19 protein-coding genes are annotated in these 23,318 nt (G+C 66.5%); 12 read left to right on the top strand and 7 right to left on the bottom strand.

What is annotated here, in order from left to right; all coding sequences use genetic code 11:
- Positions 1–19: 19 nt before the first annotated feature.
- Positions 20–4,183: a DNA-directed RNA polymerase subunit beta gene (gene rpoB, locus J2X37_RS07450; RefSeq protein WP_310019470.1), complete on the bottom strand. Its 4,164-nt coding sequence runs from the start codon at positions 4,181–4,183 to the stop codon at positions 20–22.
- Between the two features lie 432 nt (positions 4,184–4,615).
- Between rpoB and J2X37_RS07445 the strand changes: the two genes are divergently transcribed.
- From J2X37_RS07445 to rplL, 5 genes are all read left to right on the top strand, one after another.
- A complete protein-coding gene (locus J2X37_RS07445; protein WP_310019468.1) occupies positions 4,616–4,750 on the top strand; it encodes a hypothetical protein in 135 nt (44 codons plus the stop codon).
- A 29-nt stretch (positions 4,751–4,779) separates the two neighbouring features.
- The gene (locus J2X37_RS07440) at positions 4,780–5,307 is read left to right on the top strand and encodes a DUF2975 domain-containing protein (RefSeq protein ID WP_310019466.1); all 528 of its coding nucleotides are present in this window, start codon (positions 4,780–4,782) and stop codon (positions 5,305–5,307) included.
- Positions 5,307–5,540, top strand: coding sequence for a helix-turn-helix transcriptional regulator (locus J2X37_RS07435; RefSeq protein ID WP_310019464.1), 234 nt, complete (start codon positions 5,307–5,309; stop codon positions 5,538–5,540). Before J2X37_RS07440 ends, J2X37_RS07435 begins: the two co-directional genes overlap by 1 nt.
- A 331-nt stretch (positions 5,541–5,871) precedes the next feature.
- Positions 5,872–6,387, top strand: a complete 516-nt coding sequence (rplJ, locus tag J2X37_RS07430) for a 50S ribosomal protein L10 (protein WP_310019462.1) — start codon at positions 5,872–5,874, stop codon at positions 6,385–6,387.
- Positions 6,388–6,456: 69 nt separating this feature from the next.
- Positions 6,457–6,834 carry a 50S ribosomal protein L7/L12 gene (gene rplL / locus J2X37_RS07425; protein ID WP_310019460.1) on the top strand — a complete coding sequence of 126 codons (378 nt, stop codon included), beginning with the start codon at positions 6,457–6,459 and terminating at the stop codon, positions 6,832–6,834.
- A gap of 575 nt (positions 6,835–7,409) precedes the next feature.
- On the opposite strand, the gene J2X37_RS07420 is transcribed toward rplL, so the two are convergent.
- From J2X37_RS07420 to J2X37_RS07410, 3 genes are all read right to left on the bottom strand, one after another.
- Positions 7,410–7,991, bottom strand: a complete 582-nt coding sequence (locus J2X37_RS07420; RefSeq protein ID WP_310019458.1) for a DnaJ domain-containing protein — start codon at positions 7,989–7,991, stop codon at positions 7,410–7,412.
- A 132-nt stretch (positions 7,992–8,123) separates the two neighbouring features.
- The gene (locus J2X37_RS07415; protein ID WP_310019456.1) at positions 8,124–8,669 is read right to left on the bottom strand and encodes a pseudouridine synthase; all 546 of its coding nucleotides are present in this window, start codon (positions 8,667–8,669) and stop codon (positions 8,124–8,126) included.
- Positions 8,670–8,694: 25 nt separating this feature from the next.
- Positions 8,695–9,186, bottom strand: a complete 492-nt coding sequence (locus tag J2X37_RS07410) for an acyloxyacyl hydrolase (RefSeq protein ID WP_310019454.1) — start codon at positions 9,184–9,186, stop codon at positions 8,695–8,697.
- Positions 9,187–9,406: 220 nt separating this feature from the next.
- On the opposite strand from J2X37_RS07410, the gene J2X37_RS07405 reads away from it, so the two are divergent.
- The 5 genes from J2X37_RS07405 (at position 9,407) to J2X37_RS07385 (ending at position 16,423) form a co-directional block, all read left to right on the top strand.
- The gene (locus J2X37_RS07405; RefSeq protein WP_310019452.1) at positions 9,407–10,816 is read left to right on the top strand and encodes an MATE family efflux transporter; all 1,410 of its coding nucleotides are present in this window, start codon (positions 9,407–9,409) and stop codon (positions 10,814–10,816) included.
- 166 nt (positions 10,817–10,982) lie between these two features.
- Positions 10,983–11,270, top strand: coding sequence for a co-chaperone GroES (groES, locus tag J2X37_RS07400; RefSeq protein ID WP_310019450.1), 288 nt, complete (start codon positions 10,983–10,985; stop codon positions 11,268–11,270).
- Positions 11,271–11,317: 47 nt separating this feature from the next.
- Positions 11,318–12,958 (top strand): chaperonin GroEL, encoded by a 1,641-nt coding sequence (groL, locus tag J2X37_RS07395; protein WP_310019447.1) that lies wholly within the window; start codon positions 11,318–11,320, stop codon positions 12,956–12,958.
- 424 nt (positions 12,959–13,382) lie between these two features.
- Positions 13,383–13,868: a biliverdin-producing heme oxygenase gene (locus tag J2X37_RS07390; RefSeq protein WP_310019445.1), complete on the top strand. Its 486-nt coding sequence runs from the start codon at positions 13,383–13,385 to the stop codon at positions 13,866–13,868.
- A complete protein-coding gene (locus J2X37_RS07385; protein ID WP_310019443.1) occupies positions 13,865–16,423 on the top strand; it encodes an HWE histidine kinase domain-containing protein in 2,559 nt (852 codons plus the stop codon). The genes J2X37_RS07390 and J2X37_RS07385 overlap by 4 nt, the downstream gene beginning before the upstream one ends.
- Before the next feature lie 8 nt (positions 16,424–16,431).
- On the opposite strand, the gene J2X37_RS07380 is transcribed toward J2X37_RS07385, so the two are convergent.
- On the bottom strand, positions 16,432–17,424 hold the full coding sequence (locus J2X37_RS07380) for an agmatine deiminase family protein (RefSeq protein WP_310019441.1): 993 nt from the start codon (positions 17,422–17,424) through the stop codon (positions 16,432–16,434).
- Positions 17,425–17,538: 114 nt separating this feature from the next.
- Between J2X37_RS07380 and J2X37_RS07375 the strand changes: the two genes are divergently transcribed.
- Positions 17,539–18,033 (top strand): hypothetical protein, encoded by a 495-nt coding sequence (locus J2X37_RS07375; RefSeq protein ID WP_310019439.1) that lies wholly within the window; start codon positions 17,539–17,541, stop codon positions 18,031–18,033.
- Positions 18,034–18,407: 374 nt separating this feature from the next.
- A complete protein-coding gene (locus J2X37_RS07370) occupies positions 18,408–20,711 on the top strand; it encodes a CDC48 family AAA ATPase (RefSeq protein ID WP_310019437.1) in 2,304 nt (767 codons plus the stop codon).
- A 57-nt stretch (positions 20,712–20,768) separates the two neighbouring features.
- On the opposite strand, the gene J2X37_RS07365 is transcribed toward J2X37_RS07370, so the two are convergent.
- The gene (locus tag J2X37_RS07365; RefSeq protein ID WP_310019435.1) at positions 20,769–21,815 is read right to left on the bottom strand and encodes a mechanosensitive ion channel domain-containing protein; all 1,047 of its coding nucleotides are present in this window, start codon (positions 21,813–21,815) and stop codon (positions 20,769–20,771) included.
- A 103-nt stretch (positions 21,816–21,918) separates the two neighbouring features.
- Positions 21,919–23,205 carry a CHASE3 domain-containing protein gene (locus J2X37_RS07360; protein WP_310019433.1) on the bottom strand — a complete coding sequence of 429 codons (1,287 nt, stop codon included), beginning with the start codon at positions 23,203–23,205 and terminating at the stop codon, positions 21,919–21,921.
- Positions 23,206–23,318: the final 113 nt, after the last annotated feature.

Below are 23,318 nucleotides of genomic sequence, written 5' to 3'. Positions count from 1 at the left end.
AAATGCCACCCGCGCCCCCTTATTCCGCCGCTTCGGCCAGGCCGTCCTCGTCGCTGTCGTCGGTCAGCGAGGACAGTTCGACGTTGAGGCCCAGCGAGCGCATTTCCTTCACCAGCACGTTGAAGCTTTCGGGAATGCCGGCCTCGAAGGTGTCGTCGCCCTTGACGATCGCCTCGTAAACCTTGGTGCGGCCGACGACGTCGTCCGACTTCACCGTCAGCATTTCCTGCAGCGTGTAGGCGGCGCCGTAGGCCTGGAGCGCCCAGACCTCCATTTCGCCGAAACGCTGGCCGCCGAACTGCGCCTTGCCGCCCAGCGGCTGCTGGGTGACGAGCGAGTAGGGGCCGATCGAGCGCGCGTGGATCTTGTCGTCGACGAGGTGGTGAAGCTTCAGCATGTAGATGATGCCCACGGTCACCTTGCGGTCGAACGCCTCGCCGGTGCGGCCGTCGTACAGCGTCGACTGGCCCGACGACGCGTAGCCCGCCTTCAGCAGCATGTCGGTGACGTCGCTTTCGCGCGCGCCGTCGAACACCGGGGTGCCCATCGGAACGCCGCGACGCACGTTGTGCGCCAGCTCGTAGATCTCGGCCGAGGTGCGACCCTCGATGTCCTCGACGTAGTTGTCGCCGTAGACGTCCTTCAGCTTATCGACCAGCGCCGCCGGCGGCGGGCCCGCCTGCGGATCGGGGTTCTCGGCACGCCACTCGTCGAGCATGTCGCCAATCTGCATGCCGAGCCCGCGCGCGGCGAAGCCGAGGTGCGTTTCGAAGATCTGGCCGACGTTCATGCGCGACGGCACGCCGAGCGGGTTCAGCACGAGGTCGACCGGGGTGCCGTCCTCGAGGAAGGGCATGTCCTCGGCCGGAAGGATCCGGCTGATGACGCCCTTGTTGCCGTGACGGCCGGCCATCTTGTCGCCCGGCTGCAGCTTGCGCTTCACCGCGACAAACACCTTGACCATCTTGAGCACGCCCGGAGCCAGTTCGTCACCACGCTCGAGCTTCTCCTTGCGGTCCTCGAACTTGGCGTTGATGGCCTTCACGGCCTCGTCGTACTGCTCCTTCACTGCCTCGATCTGCGACTGGCGGTTGTCGTCCGCCACCGCGAACTTGAACCACTCGTGCCGGTCGATGCCGTCGAGCACCTCGTCGGTGATCTCGTCGCCCTTCTTGGCGGGCTTGGGCGCGGCGCTGGCGGTCTGGCCGATCAGCATGTCGCGCAGGCGGTTGTAGGTCGCGCGATTGAGAATTGCGCGCTCGTCCTCGCGGTCCTTGGCGAGGCGTTCGATTTCCTCGTTCTGGATGGCGCGGGTACGGTCGTCCACCTCGATGCCGTGGCGGTTGAAGACGCGCACGTCGACGATCGTGCCCGAAACGCCCGGCGGCAGGCGGAGCGAGGTGTCGCGCACGTCGCTGGCCTTCTCGCCGAAGATGGCGCGCAGGAGCTTTTCCTCCGGCGTCATCGGGCTCTCGCCCTTCGGCGTGATCTTGCCGACAAGGATGTCGCCCGGGTGCACTTCGGCACCGATGTAGACGATGCCCGCCTCGTCGAGGTTGCGAAGCGCTTCCTCGCCGACGTTGGGGATGTCGCGGGTGATGTCCTCGGGCCCGAGCTTGGTGTCGCGAGCCATGACTTCGAACTCGTCGATGTGGATCGAGGTGAACACGTCGTCCTTGACGATGCGCTCGCTGATCAGGATCGAGTCCTCGTAGTTGTAGCCGTTCCAGGGCATGAACGCGACGAGGCTGTTGCGGCCCAGTGCGAGTTCGCCAAGGTCGGTCGACGGACCGTCGGCGATGATGTCGCCGGCCTGCACCACTTCGCCCACCTTCACAAGCGGACGCTGGTTGATGCAGGTCGACTGGTTCGAACGCTCGAACTTCTGAAGGCGATAGATGTCGACGCCCGACTGGCCGGGTTCGACGTCGCCGATCGCGCGGATGACGATACGCGTCGCATCGACCTGGTCGACGACGCCGCCACGGCGGGCCGAGATCGCCGCGCCCGAATCGCGCGCCACGGTCTCTTCCATGCCGGTGCCGACCCACGGTGCCTCAGCCTTGACCAGCGGCACCGCCTGGCGTTGCATGTTCGAGCCCATCAGCGCGCGGTTGGCGTCGTCGTTTTCCAGGAACGGGATCAGCGAGGCCGCGACCGAGACGAGCTGCTTGGGCGACACGTCCATCAGCGTCACCTGCTCGGACGGGCTCATCACGAATTCGCCGTTCTGGCGGGCCGAGACGAGATCCTCGACGAAAGTGCCTTCCTCGGTGAGGTCGGCCGACGCCTGCGCGACGGTGTTCTTCTGTTCTTCCATGGCCGACAGGTACTGGACCTCGCCGGTCACCTTGCCGTCGATCACCTTGCGGTACGGCGTCTCGATGAAGCCGTACTTATTGACGCGGGCGAAAGTCGACAGCGAGTTGATCAGGCCGATGTTCGGGCCTTCCGGCGTCTCGATCGGGCAGATGCGGCCGTAATGGGTCGGATGGACGTCGCGGACTTCGAAGCCGGCGCGCTCACGGGTCAGACCGCCGGGGCCGAGCGCCGAGACGCGGCGCTTGTGGGTGACTTCCGACAGCGGGTTGGTCTGGTCCATGAACTGCGACAGCTGCGAGGAACCGAAGAATTCCCGAACGGCGGCCACGGCGGGCTTCGCGTTGATGAGGTCGTTCGGCATTACCGTCGACACGTCGACGCTGCTCATGCGCTCCTTCACCGCGCGCTCCATGCGCAGCAGGCCGACGCGGTACTGGTTCTCCAGCAGCTCGCCCACCGAACGGACGCGGCGGTTGGCGAGGTTGTCGATGTCGTCGACTTCGCCCTTGCCGTCCTTGAGGTCGACCAGTTCCTTGACGACCGCGAGGATATCCTCGGTGCGCAGCGTGGTGATCGTGTCCGCCGCGTCGAGGCCGAGGCGCATGTTGAGCTTGACGCGGCCCACGGCCGACAGGTCGTAACGCTCGCCGTCGAAGAACAGGCCTTCGAACAGCGCTTCGGCGGTTTCCTTCGTCGGCGGTTCGCCCGGGCGCATGACCTTGTAAATCGCTTCAAGGCCCATGTCGCGGTTCTCGGCCTTGTCCGCCTGCATGGTGTTGCGGATCCACGGGCCGGTGTTGACGTGGTCGATGTCGAGCAGTTCGAGCCGGTCGACGCCCGCCTTGTCTAGCGCCTCGAGGTTGTCGGGCGACACTTCGTCACCGGCCTCGATCCAGATACGGCCGGTCGATTCGTCGATCATGTCCTTGGCGGCATACCGGCCGAAGATCTCCTCGGTCGGGATCAGCAGTTCGGCGAGGCCGTCCTTGCCGGCCTTGTTGGCGGCGCGCGGGCTGATCTTGGTGCCGGCGGGGAACACGACTTCGCCGCTGGCCGCATCGACGATGTCGAACGCGGGCTTCTGGCCGCGCCAGGCTTCCACGGTGAAGGGAATCTTCCACCCGTTCTCGGCCCGCTGCCACACGACGGTGTTGTAGAAGTGGTCGAGGATCTGCTCGCCGTCGAGGCCGAGCGCATAGAGCAGCGCCGTCACCGGCAGCTTGCGCTTGCGGTCGATGCGGACGTTGATGATGTCCTTGGCGTCGAACTCGAAGTCGAGCCACGAACCGCGGTACGGGATCACGCGGGCAGCGAAGAGATACTTGCCCGACGAGTGGGTCTTGCCGCGGTCATGGTCGAACAGGACGCCCGGCGAACGATGCATCTGCGACACGATGACACGCTCGGTGCCGTTGACGATGAAGGTGCCGTTCTCGGTCATGAGCGGCATGTCGCCCATGTAGACGTCCTGCTCCTTGATATCGAGGACCGAACGGGCCTCGGTATCGGGATCGATCTCGAACACGATCAGGCGCAGCGTGACCTTCATCGGAGCGGCGTAGGTGATGCCGCGCTGGCGGCATTCCGTCACGTCGTACTTGGGGTCTTCCAGCTCGTAGTGCACGAAGTCCAGCTCGGCGGTGCCGGCGAAGTCGCGGATCGGAAAGACCGAGCGCAGCGTCTTTTCCAGACCCGAGACGTAACCCGTCGAGGGGTCGGACCGCAGGAACTGTTCGTAGCTCTCGCGCTGCACCTCGATCAGGTTCGGCATCTCGACGACTTCGTGGATGTCGCCGAAAATCTTGCGGATGCGCTTCTTCGCGGTGGGGCGGAGAGCCGCCTCGGTGGGCTGGGTGGCCATGAGGGTGTGGAGCCTCTTGCTTCGTGTTGCGCCGATTCGGACCGACGATGCGGCCGCCCCGGCAGGGAAATTCGTCGCACGCGTGCGATGCTGCAGAAACGACAAAAGGCCGCGGGACAAACGGGAATCCGCCCCTTTCGAGGCTTCCCGGCCCACAGCCGTCGCGTCTTCTGCAAGAATCTCTGGCTTCCTTCCGTGGCCGGCCCCCGCGCCAGGGCCGCCTTGCTCGAAGCCTTCGAACGGGGCCGCATATAGGGTGCGGGCGCGCACCTGTCAAAGGCCTGCGACGCGTGCAGATGGCCTGCGAAGCCGCGTGACCTGTCATTTTCCGCTTTCCGATGAGGTCATTATCGTTTTTCGATATTTATCGATTGACGATATGTTCGTTCGGGATTATTGCTTTTCGATATGGAGCATATCGGAGAACATCAAATGTCTGCCATTCTCACCCGTTCCGCCGCAGCCTCGCTGGCCGCTCTCGTCGCCGTCGCGCTCTGGGCACCTTCGGTCGCACCGCCGACACACTACGTCCAAGCGACCGCGATCGCCGCACCCGTGCTGGCCTGAAACCCGTCATCAACAGGGAAACGCAAACCATGAACCGTCTTCGTCACGATCCGCTGCTGGGCTTTGCCCGCATCGTCCTGTCCTTCTTCATCACGGTGGTCTGCATCGGCGGCGCGGCGATCGTCGTGGGCCTGCCGCTGCTGCTGGTCTTCCAGCGCCCGGTGATCGCCGAACTGGCCGCCGACGGCGCGCCGGCCGCCGCCTTCTGGGGCATTCTCGGCCTGCTCGCCCTCGTCGGCGCGATGCTGGTGCTTGTCTTCTTCTTCCTGCGCCACTTGCGCCGCATCGTCGACACCGTGGCCGAGGGCGACCCCTTCGTGCCGGACAATGCCGACCGGCTGCAGGCGATGGCGTGGCTCTCGCTGGGCGCATGGGCCGTCAACATCCCGATCCAGGTCCTGGGCGACTGGGTCGAATCGGTGACCGAAGGCAGCTCGGTCCACATCGGCGTCGGCGATGACGGCACCAGCCTCGCGCTCGTCCTCACCCTGTTCATCCTCGCCCGCGTGTTCCGCAAGGGATCCGACATGCGCGCCGACCTCGAAGGCACCGTGTGATGGCCGCAGAGACCGAAGGGAGGATTGCCGTGAAGCTGGACGACCTGCTCTACGAGCGCCGCATGACGCTGACCGAACTGGCCGAACGCGTCGACATCACCCTCGCCAACCTGTCGATCCTGAAGACCGGCAAGGCCAAGGCGATCCGCTTCTCGACGCTGGAGGCGATCTGCGAGGCGCTCGATTGCCAGCCGGGCGATCTGCTCGCCTACCAGCCGGGACCGACCGCCTAGCCCCCTATGCACCACCCCGTCCGGCTTGACTTTCCTGCCGGACCGTATAGAGGCCCGCCGCGATGTCGGTGGGCCTTTTCGGTGCATCGGGGTCATCCGTCCGAGACAGTTGGCGACCGGGATATGCCGGTCTTAATCTCCAGCCTAGACGGGGAAACGAGATTTTTCGGCCCCTGCCGCAGGGTACCGGGCCGTTTGCGTCCTTTCAGGCGCTCCTCCTTCCCTATCGAACGGACTCGCCCGCGTGACGGAGCCGCAAGGCTGCGTGATGCGGACACAATGAGCCGGTCGCCCTGCCCCAAAGCGGGCGGCCAAACGTGAAGGAGCAAACATGGATCGTTCGCAAAAAGCCGAATCGGTCGCCGGGCTCAACGCGATCTTCAACGAGGCGGGCGTGGTGGTCGTCACCCGCAACCTCGGCCTTTCGGTCGCGCAGTCGACCGATCTGCGCTCGAAGATGCGTGCCGCTGGTGCGTCCTACAAGGTTGCGAAGAACCGTCTTGCCAAGCTGGCGATCGCCGACACCGACTACACCGGTATCGACGGTTACCTGACCGGCCCGACCGCGCTGGCGACTTCGGTCGACCCGGTTGCGGCGGCCAAGGTCGTCATCGATTTCGCCAAAACCAATCCCAAGCTGGAAGTGGTCGGCGGTTCGATGGGGTCGCAGGTTCTGGATGCCGATGGGGTCAAGGCGCTCGCCTCGATGCCGTCGCTCGACGAACTGCGCGCCAAGCTGATCGGTCTCGTCAATGCCCCGGCGACCAAGATCGCCCAGCTGTCGACGGCGCCGGCCGCAAAGCTTGCCCGTGTCTTTGGCGCATACGCCGCCAAGGATGCCGCATAAGACGATTCAAGCGATTTTCCGGCGCAAGGGCTCTCGCCACGCCGGGCATGAACTTAGGAGTGAATTGAAATGGCTGATATCCAGAAGATCGTCGAAGAACTGTCGTCGCTGACCGTTCTCGAAGCCGCCGACCTCGCCAAGGCGCTTGAAGAAGCGTGGGGCGTTTCGGCCGCTGCTGCCGTCGCCGTTGCCGCCCCCGCCGCTGGTGGCGATGCCGGTGCCGCGGTGGAAGAAAAGACCGAGTTCGACGTGGTTCTCACCGGCGACGGTGGCAAGAAGATCCAGGTCATCAAGGAAGTCCGCGCCATCACCGGCCTGGGCCTCGCCGAAGCCAAGGCTCTCGTCGAAGGCGCGCCGAAGGCCGTCAAGGAAGGCGTGAACAAGGCGGAAGCCGAAGAGATCAAGAAGAAGATCGAGGAAGCCGGCGGCACCGTCGAGCTGAAGTAATCGACCGGCCCTCGGGCCGACGCTTACGCTCGATCTCTCTCGAGAGATCACCGGGAGGGCGGCTCGCAAGGGCCGCCCTTTCCATTTGGCAAGACCATGGGGACAGCGCAAGCATGACCCCCCCAGGCCCGGAACTTGGCCTGACCGCCCGCGCATGCCATGCGGGGGGAATTGAGGCCCCGGACTGTTGGCCGCCCTACTCCCGCTGACGCTGGCAATTTGCGCATTGATCGGGCCAGCGCGCGACGCGGCCATACCGGCCAGTGCGAGATATGTCGCCCTCGGCTCGTCTTTCGCGGCGGGCGGGGGCATTGGCCCGCTCCAGCCGGATTTGCCGGAACGCTGCGGGCGCACCACCAACCACTATGCCAGCCTGCTTGCGCAGGAACTTCGCCTAGACCTCGATGATCGAAGTTGCGGCGGCGCAAAGACCGCTCCATCGGATTGCCGGCCGACCACGACGCGTCGCAAGGCGCGCCTTGGCACCCCAATGCTGCGGCCACCGCGCGATCGCAAGTCAGCTTTTCCGCATGCTGCGGCGCGGCTGAAAGCCGTCCACCGAAGCCCGACGCCTGTCAGTGCGGAGTCAGCGTCTGCTGGATGCGCAGGGGTTCCGCCGCCGACGCGCGCGAAGTGGCGATGACATGGTCGACCCCGGCGATCGTCGCTGCGATCGTTCCCTGCTCGGTCACCTCGATGAAGCCCTTCGACTTCAGGTACCAGACGTGGAACTCGAAATGCTCGTCGCTGCAGCCGAGCATCTCCTGCACGTACCAGCCGATCACCCCGGCGTCAGAGGCATGCTCGCGCCGCCGCTTGTAGAGGTAGAGCAGGATCTTGGCGTGCGATTCCGCGTCCGACAGGGCCGCCCGTTCGTCGAGCGCGGTATCCCCGTCGTTCGGCACGTGGAAGTGGGGTGTCGCGCTGCCTGCGATGATGCCGTGCAGCCGGTCGTATTCCGCGCGGCGTTCCGGGTCGCGCAGCGCGCGGTAGGCCTCGACCACCTCGTTGAACTTTTCCGGGTTTGCCGTTTCGGCATTGTCCGGATGGTACATCTTGGCGAAGTAGTGGTAGGCGAGCTCCAGGATGCGGCCGTCGCAATCCGGGTTCACCTTCAGAACGGTATAATAGTCGGCCGTGCCCTGTGCGCTGTCCATAATGCCGCCCCCAACGGCCAAGTCCGAAACCGACACGACGATAGGTCGCATCGTCCCGCCGGTATATTAACAGATGCGTTTAAGCTTGGTAACCATGGCATGCCGGGTCGCGATCTGCCTGTTGAAAGCTGCTCAGGCCTCGCGCCATTCTCCGGGTGGCAGCCCGCCGAGCGCCCAGTCCCCGATCCGCCAGCGTACCAGCCGCAACGTAGGCAATCCGACCGCGGCGGTCATGCGCCTGACCTGTCGGTTGCGCCCCTCCGTGATCGTCAGCGAAAGCCAGCCGTCGGGCACGGTCTTGCGGAACCGCACCGGCGGATCGCGCGGCCACAGTGCGGGCGGGTCGATCGCCGTGGCCCGGGCCGGCCGGGTCAAGCCGTCCTTCAACCGGACGCCGCGGCGCAGCCGATCCAGCGCCTCGTCGGTGATCTCACCTTCGACCTGCACGAGGTAGGTCTTGGGAAGCTTGTGCCTGGGATCGGAGATCCGCGCCTGCAGCCGCCCGTCGTCGGTCAGCAGCATCAGACCCTCGCTGTCGCGGTCCAGCCGCCCCGCCGGGTAAACCCCCGGCACGGGCACGAAGTCCGAGAGCGTGCGCCGTGGCGAACCTTCGCTCCCCGCGTCAGTGAACTGGCTCAGCACGTCGAACGGCTTGTTGAACAGGATCAGGCGGCTCATCCGCGCCGCCCTAGCATCGCCCGCCCTATAGCGCGAGGTTCACCCGGGCGCCGATCATGTCGATGCCGGGATTCTGCTCCGAATTGAACAGCCGCGCATGGCTCAGGTGCATCCAGCTCGCCTCCAGCGAGACGCGGTCCGACAGGCGGGCGCCGATCGCGATCTCTGGCTCGAACACCACCCGGCTCCCAAGTTCGTAGCGGGTGCCGTCTTCACCGAAGCGGGATTTCGGGCCATCGTGGACCGCAAGGCCGATACCGGGCCGGACATAGACCGGCCCCTTGCCGATGGTCCACGACAGGCCCGCCGCAACGAAACTGGTATCGCCGCGCGTGTTGAGCGAACCGACCAGGTAGGGCGCAGGCTTGCCGATGGCCGACAGCGCCTCGATGCCATCGAACCGGTAGCCGAGCGCGACATCGAAGCCGCCCTCGCCCGTTTCCAGCGTGAAGGGCGTTTCCACCTCGTGCGCATAGGCCCCGGCGAAGACCTCCCCCGCCTGCGCGGGGGCGGCCAACAGCGTAGCGGCGCAGGCAACAATCAGCCCTGTCAGGAGGCGGGCGGCCGGGCGGGCGCGTGGGCAGGGCGATGACATCTAGGGGCAATTCCGATTCGCTGGACTGGTTCCTCGCGGTCGTCTGACTGTTGCCCGCTTGCTCCAGCCTTAAGCGATTGTTCGGTTACGATTGAAACAGGTCTTGGCCTTGATCGCGCCCGCGCCTAACCGGGCCGGCTTTATGCACGACACGCACGCCCTTCCGACCCGCTCGCACCATGCCGAGCCGACGCTTCGCGCCGAATTCGGCGCAATGGCGCGCCTTGCCGTGCCGCTCGCCGCCGCGAACCTGTTGCAGATGGCGGTCTATGCCGTGGACGTGATCTTCATCGCGCGCCTGGGCACCGATGAACTGGCCGCGAGCACGCTGGCAACCTCGACCTATGGCCTGTCGCTGTGGATGATGCTCGGCCTGATCGGCGCGGTCGCGCCGATGGCGGCGACGGCGCTGGGGCGCGGGCGGCACGCGGTGCGCGAAGTGCGCCGTTCGTTCCGCATGGCGCTGTGGATGTCGCTCTTCGCGGGAATCGCGGTCATGGGCGTCTGCTACCTCGCCGAAGACCTCATGCTGCTCACCGGGCAGACGCCGCGCATCGCCGAGCTGGCGGGGATCTACCTGTTCTGGCTCGCCCCGGCGGCGATCCCCGTGGTGGCCGCGAACGTGCTGCGCATCTTCGTCTCGACGATGGACCGGGCCATCGTCGCGACCTGGGTCACGGTGCTGGCGGTCTTCGTCAACGCCGGCTGCAACTGGCTGCTGATCTTTGGCAACTGGGGCTTTCCGGCCTGGGGGCTGAAAGGCGCGGCGGTGGCCAGCGTGATCACCTCGCTGGTCGTGCTGGCGGCCTATGTCGCGATCATCCAGTCGGACCGACGGATGCGGCGGCACTACCTGTTCGGGCGGCTGTGGCGGCCCGACTGGCAGCGCCTGCGCGAACTGTGGCGGGTCGGCCTGCCGATTGCGGCGATCACCGCGGCCGAGGGCGGCCTCTTTTCCAGCGCCGCCTACCTGATGGGGGCGATCGGCACGCTCGAACTGGCCAGCCATACCGTCGCACTGGGCCTCGGCGCGCTCGCCTTCCAGGTGCCGTTCGGCGTGGCCCAGGCGGCGACGATCCGCGTCGGCCTGCACAACGGTGCCGGCGATCCCGACGCGATCCGCCGCGCGGGGCTGGCGACCTTCATCCTGACCGCCGGCTTCGCGGTGATCTTCGCCTCACTGATGCTGTTCCGCCCGGACTGGCTGCTGTCGATCTACATCGACGTCGACGCGCCCGCCAACACGCTGCTGGTGGCGACCGCGACCGGCTATCTCGTCGTCGGGGCGGCGTTCCAGCTTTTCGACGGCGCGCAGGCGGTCCTGGCCGGTCTCCTGCGCGGGCTGTCGGACACCCGGATGCCGTTCGTCCTCGCGGTCGTCGGCTACTGGATCTTCGGGTTCGGCACGGCCTGGTATCTAGGCTTCCACACCACGCTCGGCGGCCTGGGTGTCTGGATCGGCCTTGCCGTCGGTCTCGTCATAACCTCGGTGCTGCTCGCGCATCGCTGGCACCGGCGCGAGCGTCTCGGGCTTGTCATGCCCGCGGCGTAATCGTCGCGCGTCTCGGCTCGCGCGCCGTCACGCACGGGGGGACGCAAAAAAACTTGATGAATGGCGCTTGACGCTCAGGTCCATCCCAACCATATCCGCGCCGCTGGCACTCTCAACCCGGGAGTGCCAAAAGCATCACAGTCACTTTATTGGAAGAGGTCATATCATGGCATTCCGTCCGCTGCACGACCGCGTTCTGGTCCGTCGCATCGAAGCCGAGGAAAAGACCGCCGGCGGCATCATCATCCCCGACAGCGCCAAGGAAAAGCCGAGCGAGGGCGAGATCGTCGCCGTCGGTTCGGGCGCCCGCGCCGAGAATGGCACCGTGACCCCGCTGGACGTCAAGGCCGGCGACCGCGTGCTGTTCGGCAAGTGGTCGGGCACCGAGGTCAAGGTCGAAGGCGAAGACCTGCTCATCATGAAGGAAAGCGACCTGCTCGGCGTGATCGCCTGAGCCTGTTTCGCACCTGAACACCTGAAATCCCAAGAGGAGAAAAGACAATGGCTGCCAAGGACGTGAAGTTTTCGCGCGACGCACGCGAACGCATCCTGAAGGGTGTCGACACCCTCGCCAACGCCGTGAAGGTCACGCTGGGCCCCAAGGGCCGCAACGTGGTGATCGACAAGAGCTTCGGCGCCCCCCGCATCACCAAGGACGGCGTCACTGTCGCCAAGGAAATCGAACTGAAGGACAAGTTCGAGAACATGGGCGCCCAGATGCTGCGCGAAGTCGCCAGCCGCGCCAACGACGCCGCCGGTGACGGCACCACCACCGCCACCGTGCTGGCCCAGGCCATCGTGCGCGAAGGCATGAAGTCGGTGGCCGCCGGCATGAACCCGATGGACCTGAAGCGCGGCATCGACCTCGCGGTGAACACCGTGGTCGAGAACCTGAAGTCGCGTTCGAAGGACGTCTCGGGCTCGAACGAGATCGCCCAAGTCGGCATCATCTCGGCCAACGGCGACCGTGAAGTCGGCGAGAAGATCGCCGAAGCGATGGAAAAGGTCGGCAAGGAAGGCGTGATCACCGTCGAGGAAGCGAAGGGTCTCGAATTCGAGCTCGACGTCGTCGAAGGCATGCAGTTCGACCGCGGCTACCTGTCGCCCTACTTCGTGACCAACGCCGAGAAGATGACCGTGGAGCTCGAGGATCCCTACATCCTCATCCACGAGAAGAAGCTGTCGAACCTTCAGTCGATGCTCCCGATCCTGGAAGCCGTCGTCCAGTCGGGCCGTCCGCTCCTCATCATCGCCGAGGACATCGAGGGCGAGGCTCTTGCTACGCTCGTCGTCAACAAGCTGCGTGGCGGCCTGAAGATCGCCGCCGTGAAGGCGCCGGGCTTCGGCGATCGTCGCAAGGCGATGCTGCAGGACATCTCGATCCTCACCAACGGCGAGATGATCAGCGAAGACCTCGGCATCAAGCTCGAGAACGTGACGCTGAACATGCTGGGCCGCGCCAAGCGCGTCTCGATCGACAAGGACAACACCACCATCGTCGACGGTGCCGGTGATGCCGAGGCGATCAAGGCCCGCGTCGAGCAGATCCGCGCGCAGATCGAGACGACCACGTCGGACTACGACCGCGAAAAGCTGCAGGAACGCCTGGCCAAGCTGGCCGGCGGTGTTGCCGTGATCAAGGTCGGCGGCGCCTCGGAGGTCGAGGTGAAGGAGCGCAAGGACCGCGTCGACGACGCGCTGCACGCGACCCGCGCCGCCGTCGAGGAGGGCATCGTCCCGGGCGGCGGTACCGCGCTGCTCTACGCCACCAAGGCTCTCGAGGGCCTGAAGGGCGCGAACGACGACCAGACCCGCGGCGTCGACATCATCCGCCAGGCCATCATGGCCCCGGTTCGCCAGATCGCGGCCAACGCCGGCTTCGACGGCGCGGTCGTCTCGGGCAACCTGCTGCGCGAAGGTGACGAGACCCAGGGCTTCAACGCCGCGACCGACACGTACGAGAACCTCGTCGCCGCCGGCGTGATCGACCCGACCAAGGTCGTTCGCACCGCGCTGCAGGACGCGGCCTCGGTCGCCGGCCTGCTGATCACGACCGAAGCCGCGATCAGCGACGTGCCCGAAGACAAGCCTGCCATGCCGGCAATGCCCGACATGGGCGGCATGGGCGGCATGGGCTTCTGAGCCCAGCGCCGAACGGCTCGAAAAAGAGGGGTCGCCGGTTCGTCCGGCGGCCCCTTTTTCGTTGCGCAGCCCATCATGTCCCGGACCCGTGGTGGGCACGGCTTTCGCGTTCTGCCGAGAAATGCGGGGTCAAGGCCCTTTGCCCGGGCACCTTTTGCCGCGCCAATCGTTGGGCGGGCTGACGGAATTTTCACGAAAACGGGGGGATGGCCTCTTTCGCATGACCGCGGCGCGCCAACGCCGTATCGCATGCGAGGGCAGGATATCCCGGATCGTCAGGAGGCAGGCGACGGTGTTGAAGGGGCCGCATCACGCGGTAATGACAGATACGGGCCCGCAAACGCCCCCTCCTGCATGCAACGATACCGGACGAACGGTTCGCGCCGTCTCGGCCCGCTTCGTGCTGCGCGAACGGACCCGTGCGATGCACGATGCGACAGAAGAGGCGTTTGCCTCATACGATCTGACCCGTCCGGAACACTACCGCTGCTTTCTCGTCGCCCACGCCTCGGCCCTCCCGCGGCTCGAACTGGGCGTGACCGGCAAGGGGTGGGCCGACTGGCAGCCGCGCCTGCCGCGTCTCGTCGACGATCTGGCCGCGCTTTCGATGCCGCTGCCCGTCCCCATGCTCGCCCCGCAAATCTCGCCCGTTGCCGCCTGGGGCGTGCAATACGTGCTCGAAGGATCCCGCCTCGGCGGGCGAATGCTGGCGCAGCGGGTGCCTGACGGCATGCCCACCAGCTACCTGTCGGCTCAACCCGACATGTCCGCCCGCTGGCAGGCCTTCTGCGCCGCGCTCGACGCCCACCACCAGACCACGGACTGGATCGAGGAGGTCGTTGACGCCGCTACCGAAACTTTCCAGACCTTCCGCCGCGCCGCGTTGGCGCTAGCCGGGGACCTTCCTTGAACGACGTTACCTTGGGCCCGGCCGCGGTCAACCTGACCAACTGCGACCGCGAGCCGATCCACATTCCCGGCTCGATCCAGCCTTTCGGCTTCCTGCTCAGCGTGGGGGCCGACTGGATCATCCAGCGCGCCGCCAACACCGAGCCATATCTGGGTATCGAGGCGACAGGCCTGCTCGGGCGTCCGCTCAATGCGGTCTTCACGCCCCATGCGATGCGTTCGCTGCGCGAGCGCGCCGCACACCTGCGGGCAGAGGACGCCGTCGAACGCATCTTCGCCGTCACGCTGGTGGAAGGCGGCAAGCCCTTAGACATCGCGCTCCATTTCTCCGCGCGCGCGATCGTGATCGAGTGCGAACCGGCCCGCGGCGACGAGATCGAGGTGTCCTCGCTCGTCCGGTCGATGGTGGCCCGTATCCAGAGCGCCGATTCGATCCAGACCATCCTGCGCGAAGGCGCGCGCCAGGTCCGACTGCTCACCGGGTTCGACCGGGTCATGGTCTATCGCTTCGCACCGGGCGGCTCGGGAGAGGTCGTGGCAGAGGCGCTGGATACCGGGATCGACAGCTTTCTCGGGCTCAATTTCCCGGCCACCGACATTCCCCAGCAGGCCCGCGCCCTCTACATTCGCAACGTGTTCCGCATCATCGCCGATGTCGAGGATGTGCCATGCCCGATCGAACCGACGGGCGAGTCCGAACCGCTCGACCTGTCGATGGCCTTGTTCCGCGCAGTCTCGCCGATCCACGTCGAGTATCTCAAGAACATGGGTGTGCGCGCCTCGCTGTCGATCTCCATCATCATCGGGGGGAAGCTCTGGGGGCTGTTCGCCTGCCATCATTACAGCCCGCGCCTGCCGAGCTTTGCCGAACGCAGCGCCGCCGAACTGTTCGGTCAGATGTTCTCGCTGGTCATCGAGAGCCGGCTCCATGCCGAAGTCGCCGCCTATGAGGATCGCGCGCGCCGCGTGGCCGACCGGCTGATGGCCGCCGCCGCGCGGGACAGCGAGAAGCTGAACGATGCGCAATGGATGGGCGACCTCGTGCTCGACGCCATTCCCGCCGACGGAGTGGGCGTGTTCGTCGACGGCGCGCTGTCGCTGACCGGCCTCACGCCCGACGAAAAGCAGTTCCACGAGCTTCTCGCCGCGCTCAACCGGCGCGAGGCGGGGCAGATCTTCACCACCAGCCGCATTTCGCAGATCGTGCCGGAGGCAAAAGCCTACAGCAGCAAGGCGGCGGGCCTGATGGCCATCCCCATCTCGCGCCGCCCGCGCGATTACGTCGTCCTGTTCCGCGCGGAACGACTGCGTTCGGTCCGCTGGGCCGGGAGCCAGGACAAGAACATCGAATACGGCCCGAACGGCCCCCGCCTCACGCCCCGCCAGAGCTTCGAGGAGTGGTCCGAACTGGTGCGGGGCGAAGCGGTGCCGTTCCAGGATAGCGAGCTGCGCGTCGCCGAAGCGCTGCGCTCGACGCTGCTCGAAGTCGTCCTGCGCCTGACCGAACAGGCGAGCGAAGAGCGCCGCCGTTTCGCCGAACAGCAGAAGCTGCTGATCAGCGAACTCAACCACCGGGTGCGCAACATCCTCGCCCTGATCCGCGCCCTGATGGGCCAGACCAGGCGGGAGGCCGACGACGTCGGCACCTTCATCGCCACGCTCGATTCGCGGATCCAAGCGCTGGCCCGCGCTCACGACCAGCTCACCGCCGACCAGTGGGGCCCGGCCCGGCTGGAGGACCTGATCGCCACCGAGGCACGCGCCTATTTCGAGCCGGAACGCCAGTCGATCAAGATCACCGGTCCGGAAGTGTCGATCACGCCCGACGCCTTCACCGTCATGGCGCTCGTCGTGCACGAGCTGGTCACCAATGCGGCCAAGTACGGCGCGTTGAGCGACAGCGGCACGGTGTGTGTCGACTGGACCATCGGCGCTGACGGCGCACTCGTCATCGACTGGCGCGAGGTGGGCGGCCCCGCCGTGCAGCCGCCAAAGCGGCGCGGGTTCGGCACGACCGTCATCGAGAACTCGATACCGCATGAGCTCGGCGGCGAAGCGCAGACGTTCTACAAGATGCCCGGCTTCGAGGCGCGTTTCGTCATTCCGGCGCGCTACATTGCCAGCACCAGGGATCGCGAGCAGGAGGTCATCGCAGTCAAGGCCGATTACGTCGGCGGGGGCGATATCGTCCGCGACAGGAAGGTGCTGCTGGTCGAAGACAGCGCGCTCATCGCGCTCGATGCCGAGGATTCCCTGCGCGAACTGGGTGCGGCCGATGTCGTGCTTGCGGCCAACAACGGCAATGCCGCGCGGGCGCTCGACGCAGGCGGCATCGACCTCGCGGTGCTCGATTTCAATCTCGGGCGCGAAACGTCGACTCCGACGGCGGACCGGCTCCAAGCCGCCGGCATTCCGTTCGTGTTCGCGTCCGGGTACGGCGGCGAAGGCACGATCCCCGATCGTTTCGCCGACGTGCCGATGATCGTGAAGCCCTATGGCACCCAGCAGATGCAGCAGGCTCTCGCCGAGCTCGCCGCCAGGCTGGGCGGCGAGTAGGCAATCGGTCAGGCCGCGGGCATCTGCTGGCTGGCGCAGTGGAAGCTGCCGCCGCCGGCGAGCACGGCATCGGCACGAATGCCGATCGTCTGCCGGTCGGGAAACAGCGCGGCGACCGCGGCGACCCCGTCCTCATCGTGAACGCTGCCGTATGTCGGCACGACGACCAGGTGGGTGGTCACGGCGAAGTTCATGTAGCTCGCCGGTTCGACGAAGTCGCCCGAGGTGACGAGGCCCGGCGAAGGGACCTCCCTGACCGTCAGGCCGAAATCCAGCGCCCGGCTGCGCGCATCGTCGTAGATCGTGCGATTGGCATCGTCGGCGCCGCTCGCCACCGGAACGGCCAGCGTGCCCGGCGCGACGAAGCGGGCGAGGTTGTCGACATGGCCGTCGGTGTGATCGTTGAGCAGCCCGTCGCCGAGCCACAAGACCCGGTCGAAGCCGAGGTCGCGGGCCAGCGCCGCTTCGATCTCGGCCTGCGACATGGACGGATTGCGATTGGGGTTGAGCAGGCATTGCGCGGTCGTCACGACCAGCCCGGTGCCGTCGCCGTCGATCGCCCCGCCCTCGAGGATCCAGTCCGCCTCGTTAACCGCCAGCCCGGCATCGCGGGCCAGCTCGGCCCCGATCGTCTGGTCGCCCTCCATCCGGTATTTGCCGCCCCAGCCGTTGAAGCCGAAGCGCTGCGCCCTCCGGCGGCCCTCTCCGTCTCTCAGCACCAGAGGGCCGGTGTCGCGCAGCCAGATGTCGCCATATGTACGCCGCTCGAGCGTGACCGCCGCGCTGCTCAACTGGCGCGCGCGCACCTCGTTGGCGGCATCGCGAACGATCAGCCGGACCTCCTGCCCGCTTTCGGCTACCGCGTTGGCAAAGGCGGCGATCTCCTCCTGCGCCTGCCCGAGTACGCCGGGCCATTCGTCGCCGTCATGCGGAAAACCGATCCAGATCCAGTCCTGCCGGTGCCATTCGGGGGGCATCGTCCATTTCGTCGCGGTCATCATCGTCGGTTCCGGTTGCTGGGATTGCGCCCGGTGCCAGAGCGTGGCGCCAGGGGCAAGCGGCGAGCGGTTGCCCGCGACCTCGCGCAGTGAGCCCGGGCGTGCTACCGATTGACGATGCCGTTCCTTTTCCCGCGCTCGCTCGTCGCTTTCGTCCCTGCCCTGTTGCTGCTGTCGGCCTGCGACACGCAGGACGTCCCCGCTCCCGCCCCCAGCGCGCAGGCCAGCGACGCCACCGGCGCTCCGCCCGCGGCCACCGAAACCGACGGCCTCAACCCTTTCGTTGCCGATCCGGTCGAGGAAAACGCGGGCTTCCCGACGAGCTTTCGCGCGCTGGGCACCGAACCGTTCTGGGCACTCCACGTCAGCGACGAGAGGATGCGCTATTCGACGCCGGAGGACCAGGAAGGCCAGTCGATACCCTTCACCCGCGAGATTGCTGCTGATCGCGAAGTCATGCTCAAGGCTGAACTGGATGGCAAAGCGCTCGTCCTCACCGGACGGATCGCGGAGTGTTCGGACGGCATGTCGGATCGCGAGTATCCCTTCACCGTCGAACTGCGCATAGGCGACGAAATCCGCAAGGGTTGCGGACGACCGATCGAGCCCTGAGATTTTGCGATGCAGCATTGTCGATCGTTTGCGATTGAAGTTGGCATTCGCATCGCAACTTCATGATTCTATAAGTTATTGTTTTTTCTCTACTCGTGTGAACATTGCATTTTTTGCAAGTTATTTTCCTCTTTTCGCACTTGCGAGATGGCAGCCGGACGCCCATCTCGGTGGGGCCTTACAGGCATCCTCTCCCAAACTTACACGGCCCGGTCGGCTTGTTCGCCCGGGCCTTTTTTTGTCTGCGATCCGCGCGCAGGCGCCCTCCCCGAAAGATCGCCTGGCGGTTTGCAACCGGGGAACCAGTTCCCATCTTGTCCTTTGAGTTCATCGCCACACGGCGGGATCGCACAGAGACGAGGACACCACACCACATGGCCGATGCCAATGCGTCGATCACGCGCGAAGTGAAGCTGCAGGTCGCCGCTTCGAAACAGGAAGAATCCGGACACGGCATCGCCCGCATCCCCCGCACCGCCATGGCGACGCTGGGCCTGACCGAAGGCGACGTGATCGAGATCGAGGGCAAGCGGATCACCCCGGCCCGCGCCCTGCTCCCCTACCCGGAGGACGAGGGCCTCGACGTCATCCGGCTCGACGGGCTCGAACGCGGCAACGCCGAAGTCGGATCGGGCGAACACGTCGTCGTGCGCAAGGCCGAATCGCGCCCGGCAACCCGCGTCGTCTTCGCACCTGCGCAGCGCGAGATGCGCCTCCAGGGCCCGGCAGAGGCGCTGCGGCGCAACTTCTTCGGCCGGCCGATCGTGTCCGGCGACCTCGTCGCGACACGCGGCCAGCAGCGCGTGCAGGACATGCCGCCCGAAGTCGCGCGCATGTTCAACGCGCCCGCCTATGCCCTGACCCAGATTCGCCTGTCGGTCGTGTCGACGACGCCCAAGGGCATCGTCCACATCGACGAGAACACCGAAGTCGAACTGAAGGCCGAGTACGAGGAACCGCGCGATGCGCGCGCCGGGGTCAACTACGACGACGTCGGCGGGATGAGCGACACCATCCAGCAACTGCGCGAGATGGTGGAACTGCCGCTGCGCTATCCTGAGCTGTTCACCCGGCTCGGCGTCGATCCGCCGAAGGGCGTGTTGCTGCATGGCCCGCCGGGCACCGGCAAGACGCGGCTCGCCCAGGCGGTCGCCAACGAAAGCGATGCCAGCTTCTTCCTGATCAACGGGCCGGAGATCATGGGCAGCGCCTATGGCGAATCCGAAAAGCGCCTGCGCGAGGTTTTCGAGGAAGCGGAGAAGAACAGCCCCGCCATCGTCTTCATCGACGAGATCGATTCGATCGCGCCCAAGCGTTCGAACGTGCAGGGCGAGGCGGAAAAGCGCCTTGTTGCGCAGCTTCTGACGCTGATGGACGGGCTTCAGGCCCGCTCCAACATCGTCGTCATCGCCGCGACCAACCGTCCCGACGCCATTGACGAGGCGCTGCGCCGCCCCGGCCGGTTCGACCGCGAGATCATCGTCGGCGTGCCGGACGAGAAGGGCCGGCGCGAGATCCTCGCCATCCACACACGCGGCATGCCGCTGGCCGAGGATGTCGACCTGCAGGAACTGGCCCGCACCACACACGGGTTCGTCGGGGCCGACCTTGCCGCCCTGGCGCGCGAGGCGGCGATCGACGCGGTGCGCCGGATCATGCCATTGATCGATCTCGACGCGCGGACGATCCCGCCCGAGGTGCTCGACAACCTGAAAGTGGTGCGCGACGATTTCCTGTCCGCCTCCAAGCGCATTCAGCCCAGCGCCATGCGCGAGGTGATGGTGCAGGCGCCGACCGTCGGCTGGGCCGACATCGGCGGGCTGGACGACGCGACGGAGATGCTGCGCGAGGGCGTCGAGCTGCCGCTGAAGAACCCGGATGCGTTCAAGCGGCTCGGCATCCGTCCGGCCAAGGGCTTCCTGCTCTATGGCCCGCCGGGCACCGGCAAGACGCTTCTGGCCAAGGCCGTGGCGAAGGAAGCGGAGGCGAACTTCATCTCGATGAAGTCATCGGACCTGCTTTCGAAGTGGTACGGCGAAAGCGAGCAGCAGATTTCCAAGCTGTTCGCCCGCGCCCGCCAGGTCGCGCCCTGTGTCGTCTTCATCGACGAGATCGACAGCCTCGTCCCCGCGCGGGGCACGGGTGCCGGCGAACCGCAAGTGACGGCGCGGGTGGTCAACACCATCCTGGCCGAGATGGACGGGCTGGAGGAGCTCCAGTCCGTCGTCGTCATCGGCGCGACCAACCGGCCCACGCTGGTCGATCCGGCGCTGTTGCGGCCGGGCCGTTTCGACGAGCTGGTCTATGTCGGCGCGCCGAGCGAGCCGGGCCGGCTGCACATCCTCAAGATCCACACCGGCACGATGCCGCTGGCCGGCGATGTCGACTTGGCCGCCATCGCCAAGCGGACCGAACGCTACACCGGCGCGGACCTGGAGGACGTAGTCCGGCGCGCGGGCCTCAACGCCATCCGGCGCGAAGGGGCGGGCGTGACCCAGGTCACCAAGGCGGACTTCGAGGACGCGCTGGAGGATTCGCGCCCCACGGTGACCGACCAGATGGCCGAGGAATATGCCAAGATGCGCGGCGAACTGAAGCGACGCGCGGCAGAGGTGAACCCGCCGATCGGGTTCATCGCGCCGGGCATGGTCACGCCGACCCGCGAGAAGAAGCACTGATTCTCTTCGCTTGACCGATCGGCCCGTCTTCCACGCGGAGGGCGGGCCGATCCCGTTTCAAGCCCCCTCGGCCGCACCCTCGTCTTGCAGGGAGCGGCGGCGCAACCAGTCGAGCATGCCTTCGCGCACGCTGGCGCGCAATTCGCCCAGAGCGCCAAGATGGGCCGCGCTCATCGTCAGGCGCACCTCGATCGCCTCGTGCGTCATGTTGGTCACCTGCAGGTGGCTGACGCGCCCGTCGAACAGCGGACTGGCCTTCACCATCCGGGCGAACTCTTCGCGCAGCGGCGCGATCTCGGTCATCGGGTCGAGATAGAGCATCACCGTGCCGGTCAGGCCGGTGCCGGAGCGGGACCAGTTCTGGAAACTGGTGTCGAGGAACTTGATTGTCGGCACGATCAGACGCCGCTCATCCCAGGTCCGGATCACCACGTGGGTGCTCTTGATATCCTCGACCCGCCCGGTTTCCCCCTCGATCACGACGATGTCGTCGATGGCGATCGGTTCGGTCAGCGCCATCTGCAGCCCGGCGATCAGCGATTTCAGCGCCGGTTGTGCCGCCGCGCCCACCGCCAGCGTGACGAGGCCCGCCGATGCCATCAGCGTCACGCCGATGTCGCGCACGCCGGGCACAGACAGAAGCATGAGGCCGACGGTGACGAAGACGATGAGGCCCGTACCGATCCGCGAGAATATGGCGAGGCGGGTGCGCCGCCGCCGGGCGCGCCGATTGTCGGCATCGGAGATGTCGGTCCGCTCGGTCATCGCGCGGATGAAGGCGTGAAACACCGCCAGCGCCATCCAGCCGACGAGCGCCGGCATCGCGAAACCGGCCACCCTCTCCCAGATATCGTCGAGCGCCGGAATCTCGCGCGCGGTCAGCACCAGCGCAAGCGCCGCAAAGGCCCAGCGCGACGGGCGGGCCAGCGTGTCGACGAGCATGTCATCGACCGCCCCTTCGCTCCGCACCGCGATCCGATGCAGCAGGCGGAACAGGAGGTGATGCACGACGAGCGCGGCGATGATCGCCAACGCCCCGGCAAGGATGGCAAAGGCCAAGTCCCGGATGATGCCGTGTTCGGCAAAGCCCTGAAGTCCGCTCATCCCGCTCCCTTATTTTTGATCGAAGCGGTCGGCAACGCGGAATGGCCTGGCCGGTGACCGCAAGCAAGGGGCGTATCGCGCGGAAGCCACGTTTCGGGCCTGGTCAGGCAATGGGATGCGGCAGGCGCATCGCGACGGTCATGCCATCGGGCCCGAAAGTGCGTTCGATGGTACCGCCAAGCTGCCGGGCGCTGCTTTTCATCAGGAGCGAGCCGAAACCCTCGCGCTCGGACGGAGCGGCAGGACGATCCGATCGTTCGCGCCAGTGGAAGACGACCTCGCGGCTTTCGCCATCACCCTCCAGATGCCAGTCGATGGCGATGCGTCCGCCCTCCTGGCCGTCACCCTGCGACCAGGCGCCGTACTTGACCGCGTTCGTCGCCAGTTCGTGCAGCACCAGGCCGAGCGGGGTTGCCTGCTTGACCGTCAGCGTGACCTCCGGCCCGGCCACCTCCACCGGGTTGCCGTCGGAAAGATAGGGCGCGAGCACCTTGTCGATCAGCACGCGCAAGCTCGCGCCGCCCTCGGCGTCCTTTCCCTGCGTGGCGTCGTGGGCATCGACCAGGGCGTGGATGCGCGCCGCGATGCTTTCGGTCACGGGCCGGGCCTCCGGCGCGTCGCGCGCGCTCATCCGCACGATGGCCAGCACGACGGCGAAGAGGTTCTTGACCCGGTGATTGAGCTCGTGCGCGAGCAGGTCCGCCCGGTCGCGCGCCTCGGCCAGGAAGCGCGCCTGCTCGGCCTGTGCCTCGCCATGCGCGGCGCGCACCGTCTGCCACAGGCCCAGTGTCAGCGAGCCGAGCGTCAGCAGCAAGGTAAGGGCCAGGAGCGGCAGGACGCGCTGCTCGGCGACAAAGGCTTGCCCGCTCGCTTGCGCGAGGATCTCCTGCTCGGCCGCCTCCATCCGGGACAGCGCGCCGCGCAACCGCTCCATCGCGATGCGCCCGTCGCTCGACAGGATCCGCAGCTGCGCCTCGCGCACGTTGCCCTGCTGGGTGAGCGCGACGGTGGCGGCAAGCTCGTCGAACTTGGCGTCGCCATGCTCGCGTATGGACTGGAGCAACTGCTTCTGTTCGCCCGACGGGTCCATCTCCGTCAGCCGCTCCTCCAGCCGCTCCAGCGCGCGGGGGTAGAGCGAGCGGCCAAACTCGTAACTGGCGAGATAGCGGCGGTCCAGAGTGATGAAATAGCCGCGCTGCCCTGTTTCGGCATTGATCGCGGCCCGGTCGATGTCGCGCAGCGCCGCCATGATCTCTGCCGTGCGGCGCATCTGCTCGCGCTCTGCCCGCTCGCTGGAGATCGTCGACCAGACGAGGAGCAGGCTGCCGATCAGGCCCGCCGCGGTCAGCAGGAAGACGAGCAGCGCCGAGACCCGCCGACGGCGGATCACGGTGCGACCACTGAGGGCGGGAGGAGAGCTTTCGGACAACGCGGGGCCAGTCGATTGATGTGCGGGGCCGGTGATACCTGTCACGACCTGCCCTGTCTGTCGAAAACTTCGGT

This window comes from Croceicoccus sp. BE223, from assembly GCF_031457155.1.
GTDB lineage: Bacteria > Pseudomonadota > Alphaproteobacteria > Sphingomonadales > Sphingomonadaceae > Croceicoccus.
This window is presented reverse-complemented; position numbering and strand designations above follow the sequence as displayed.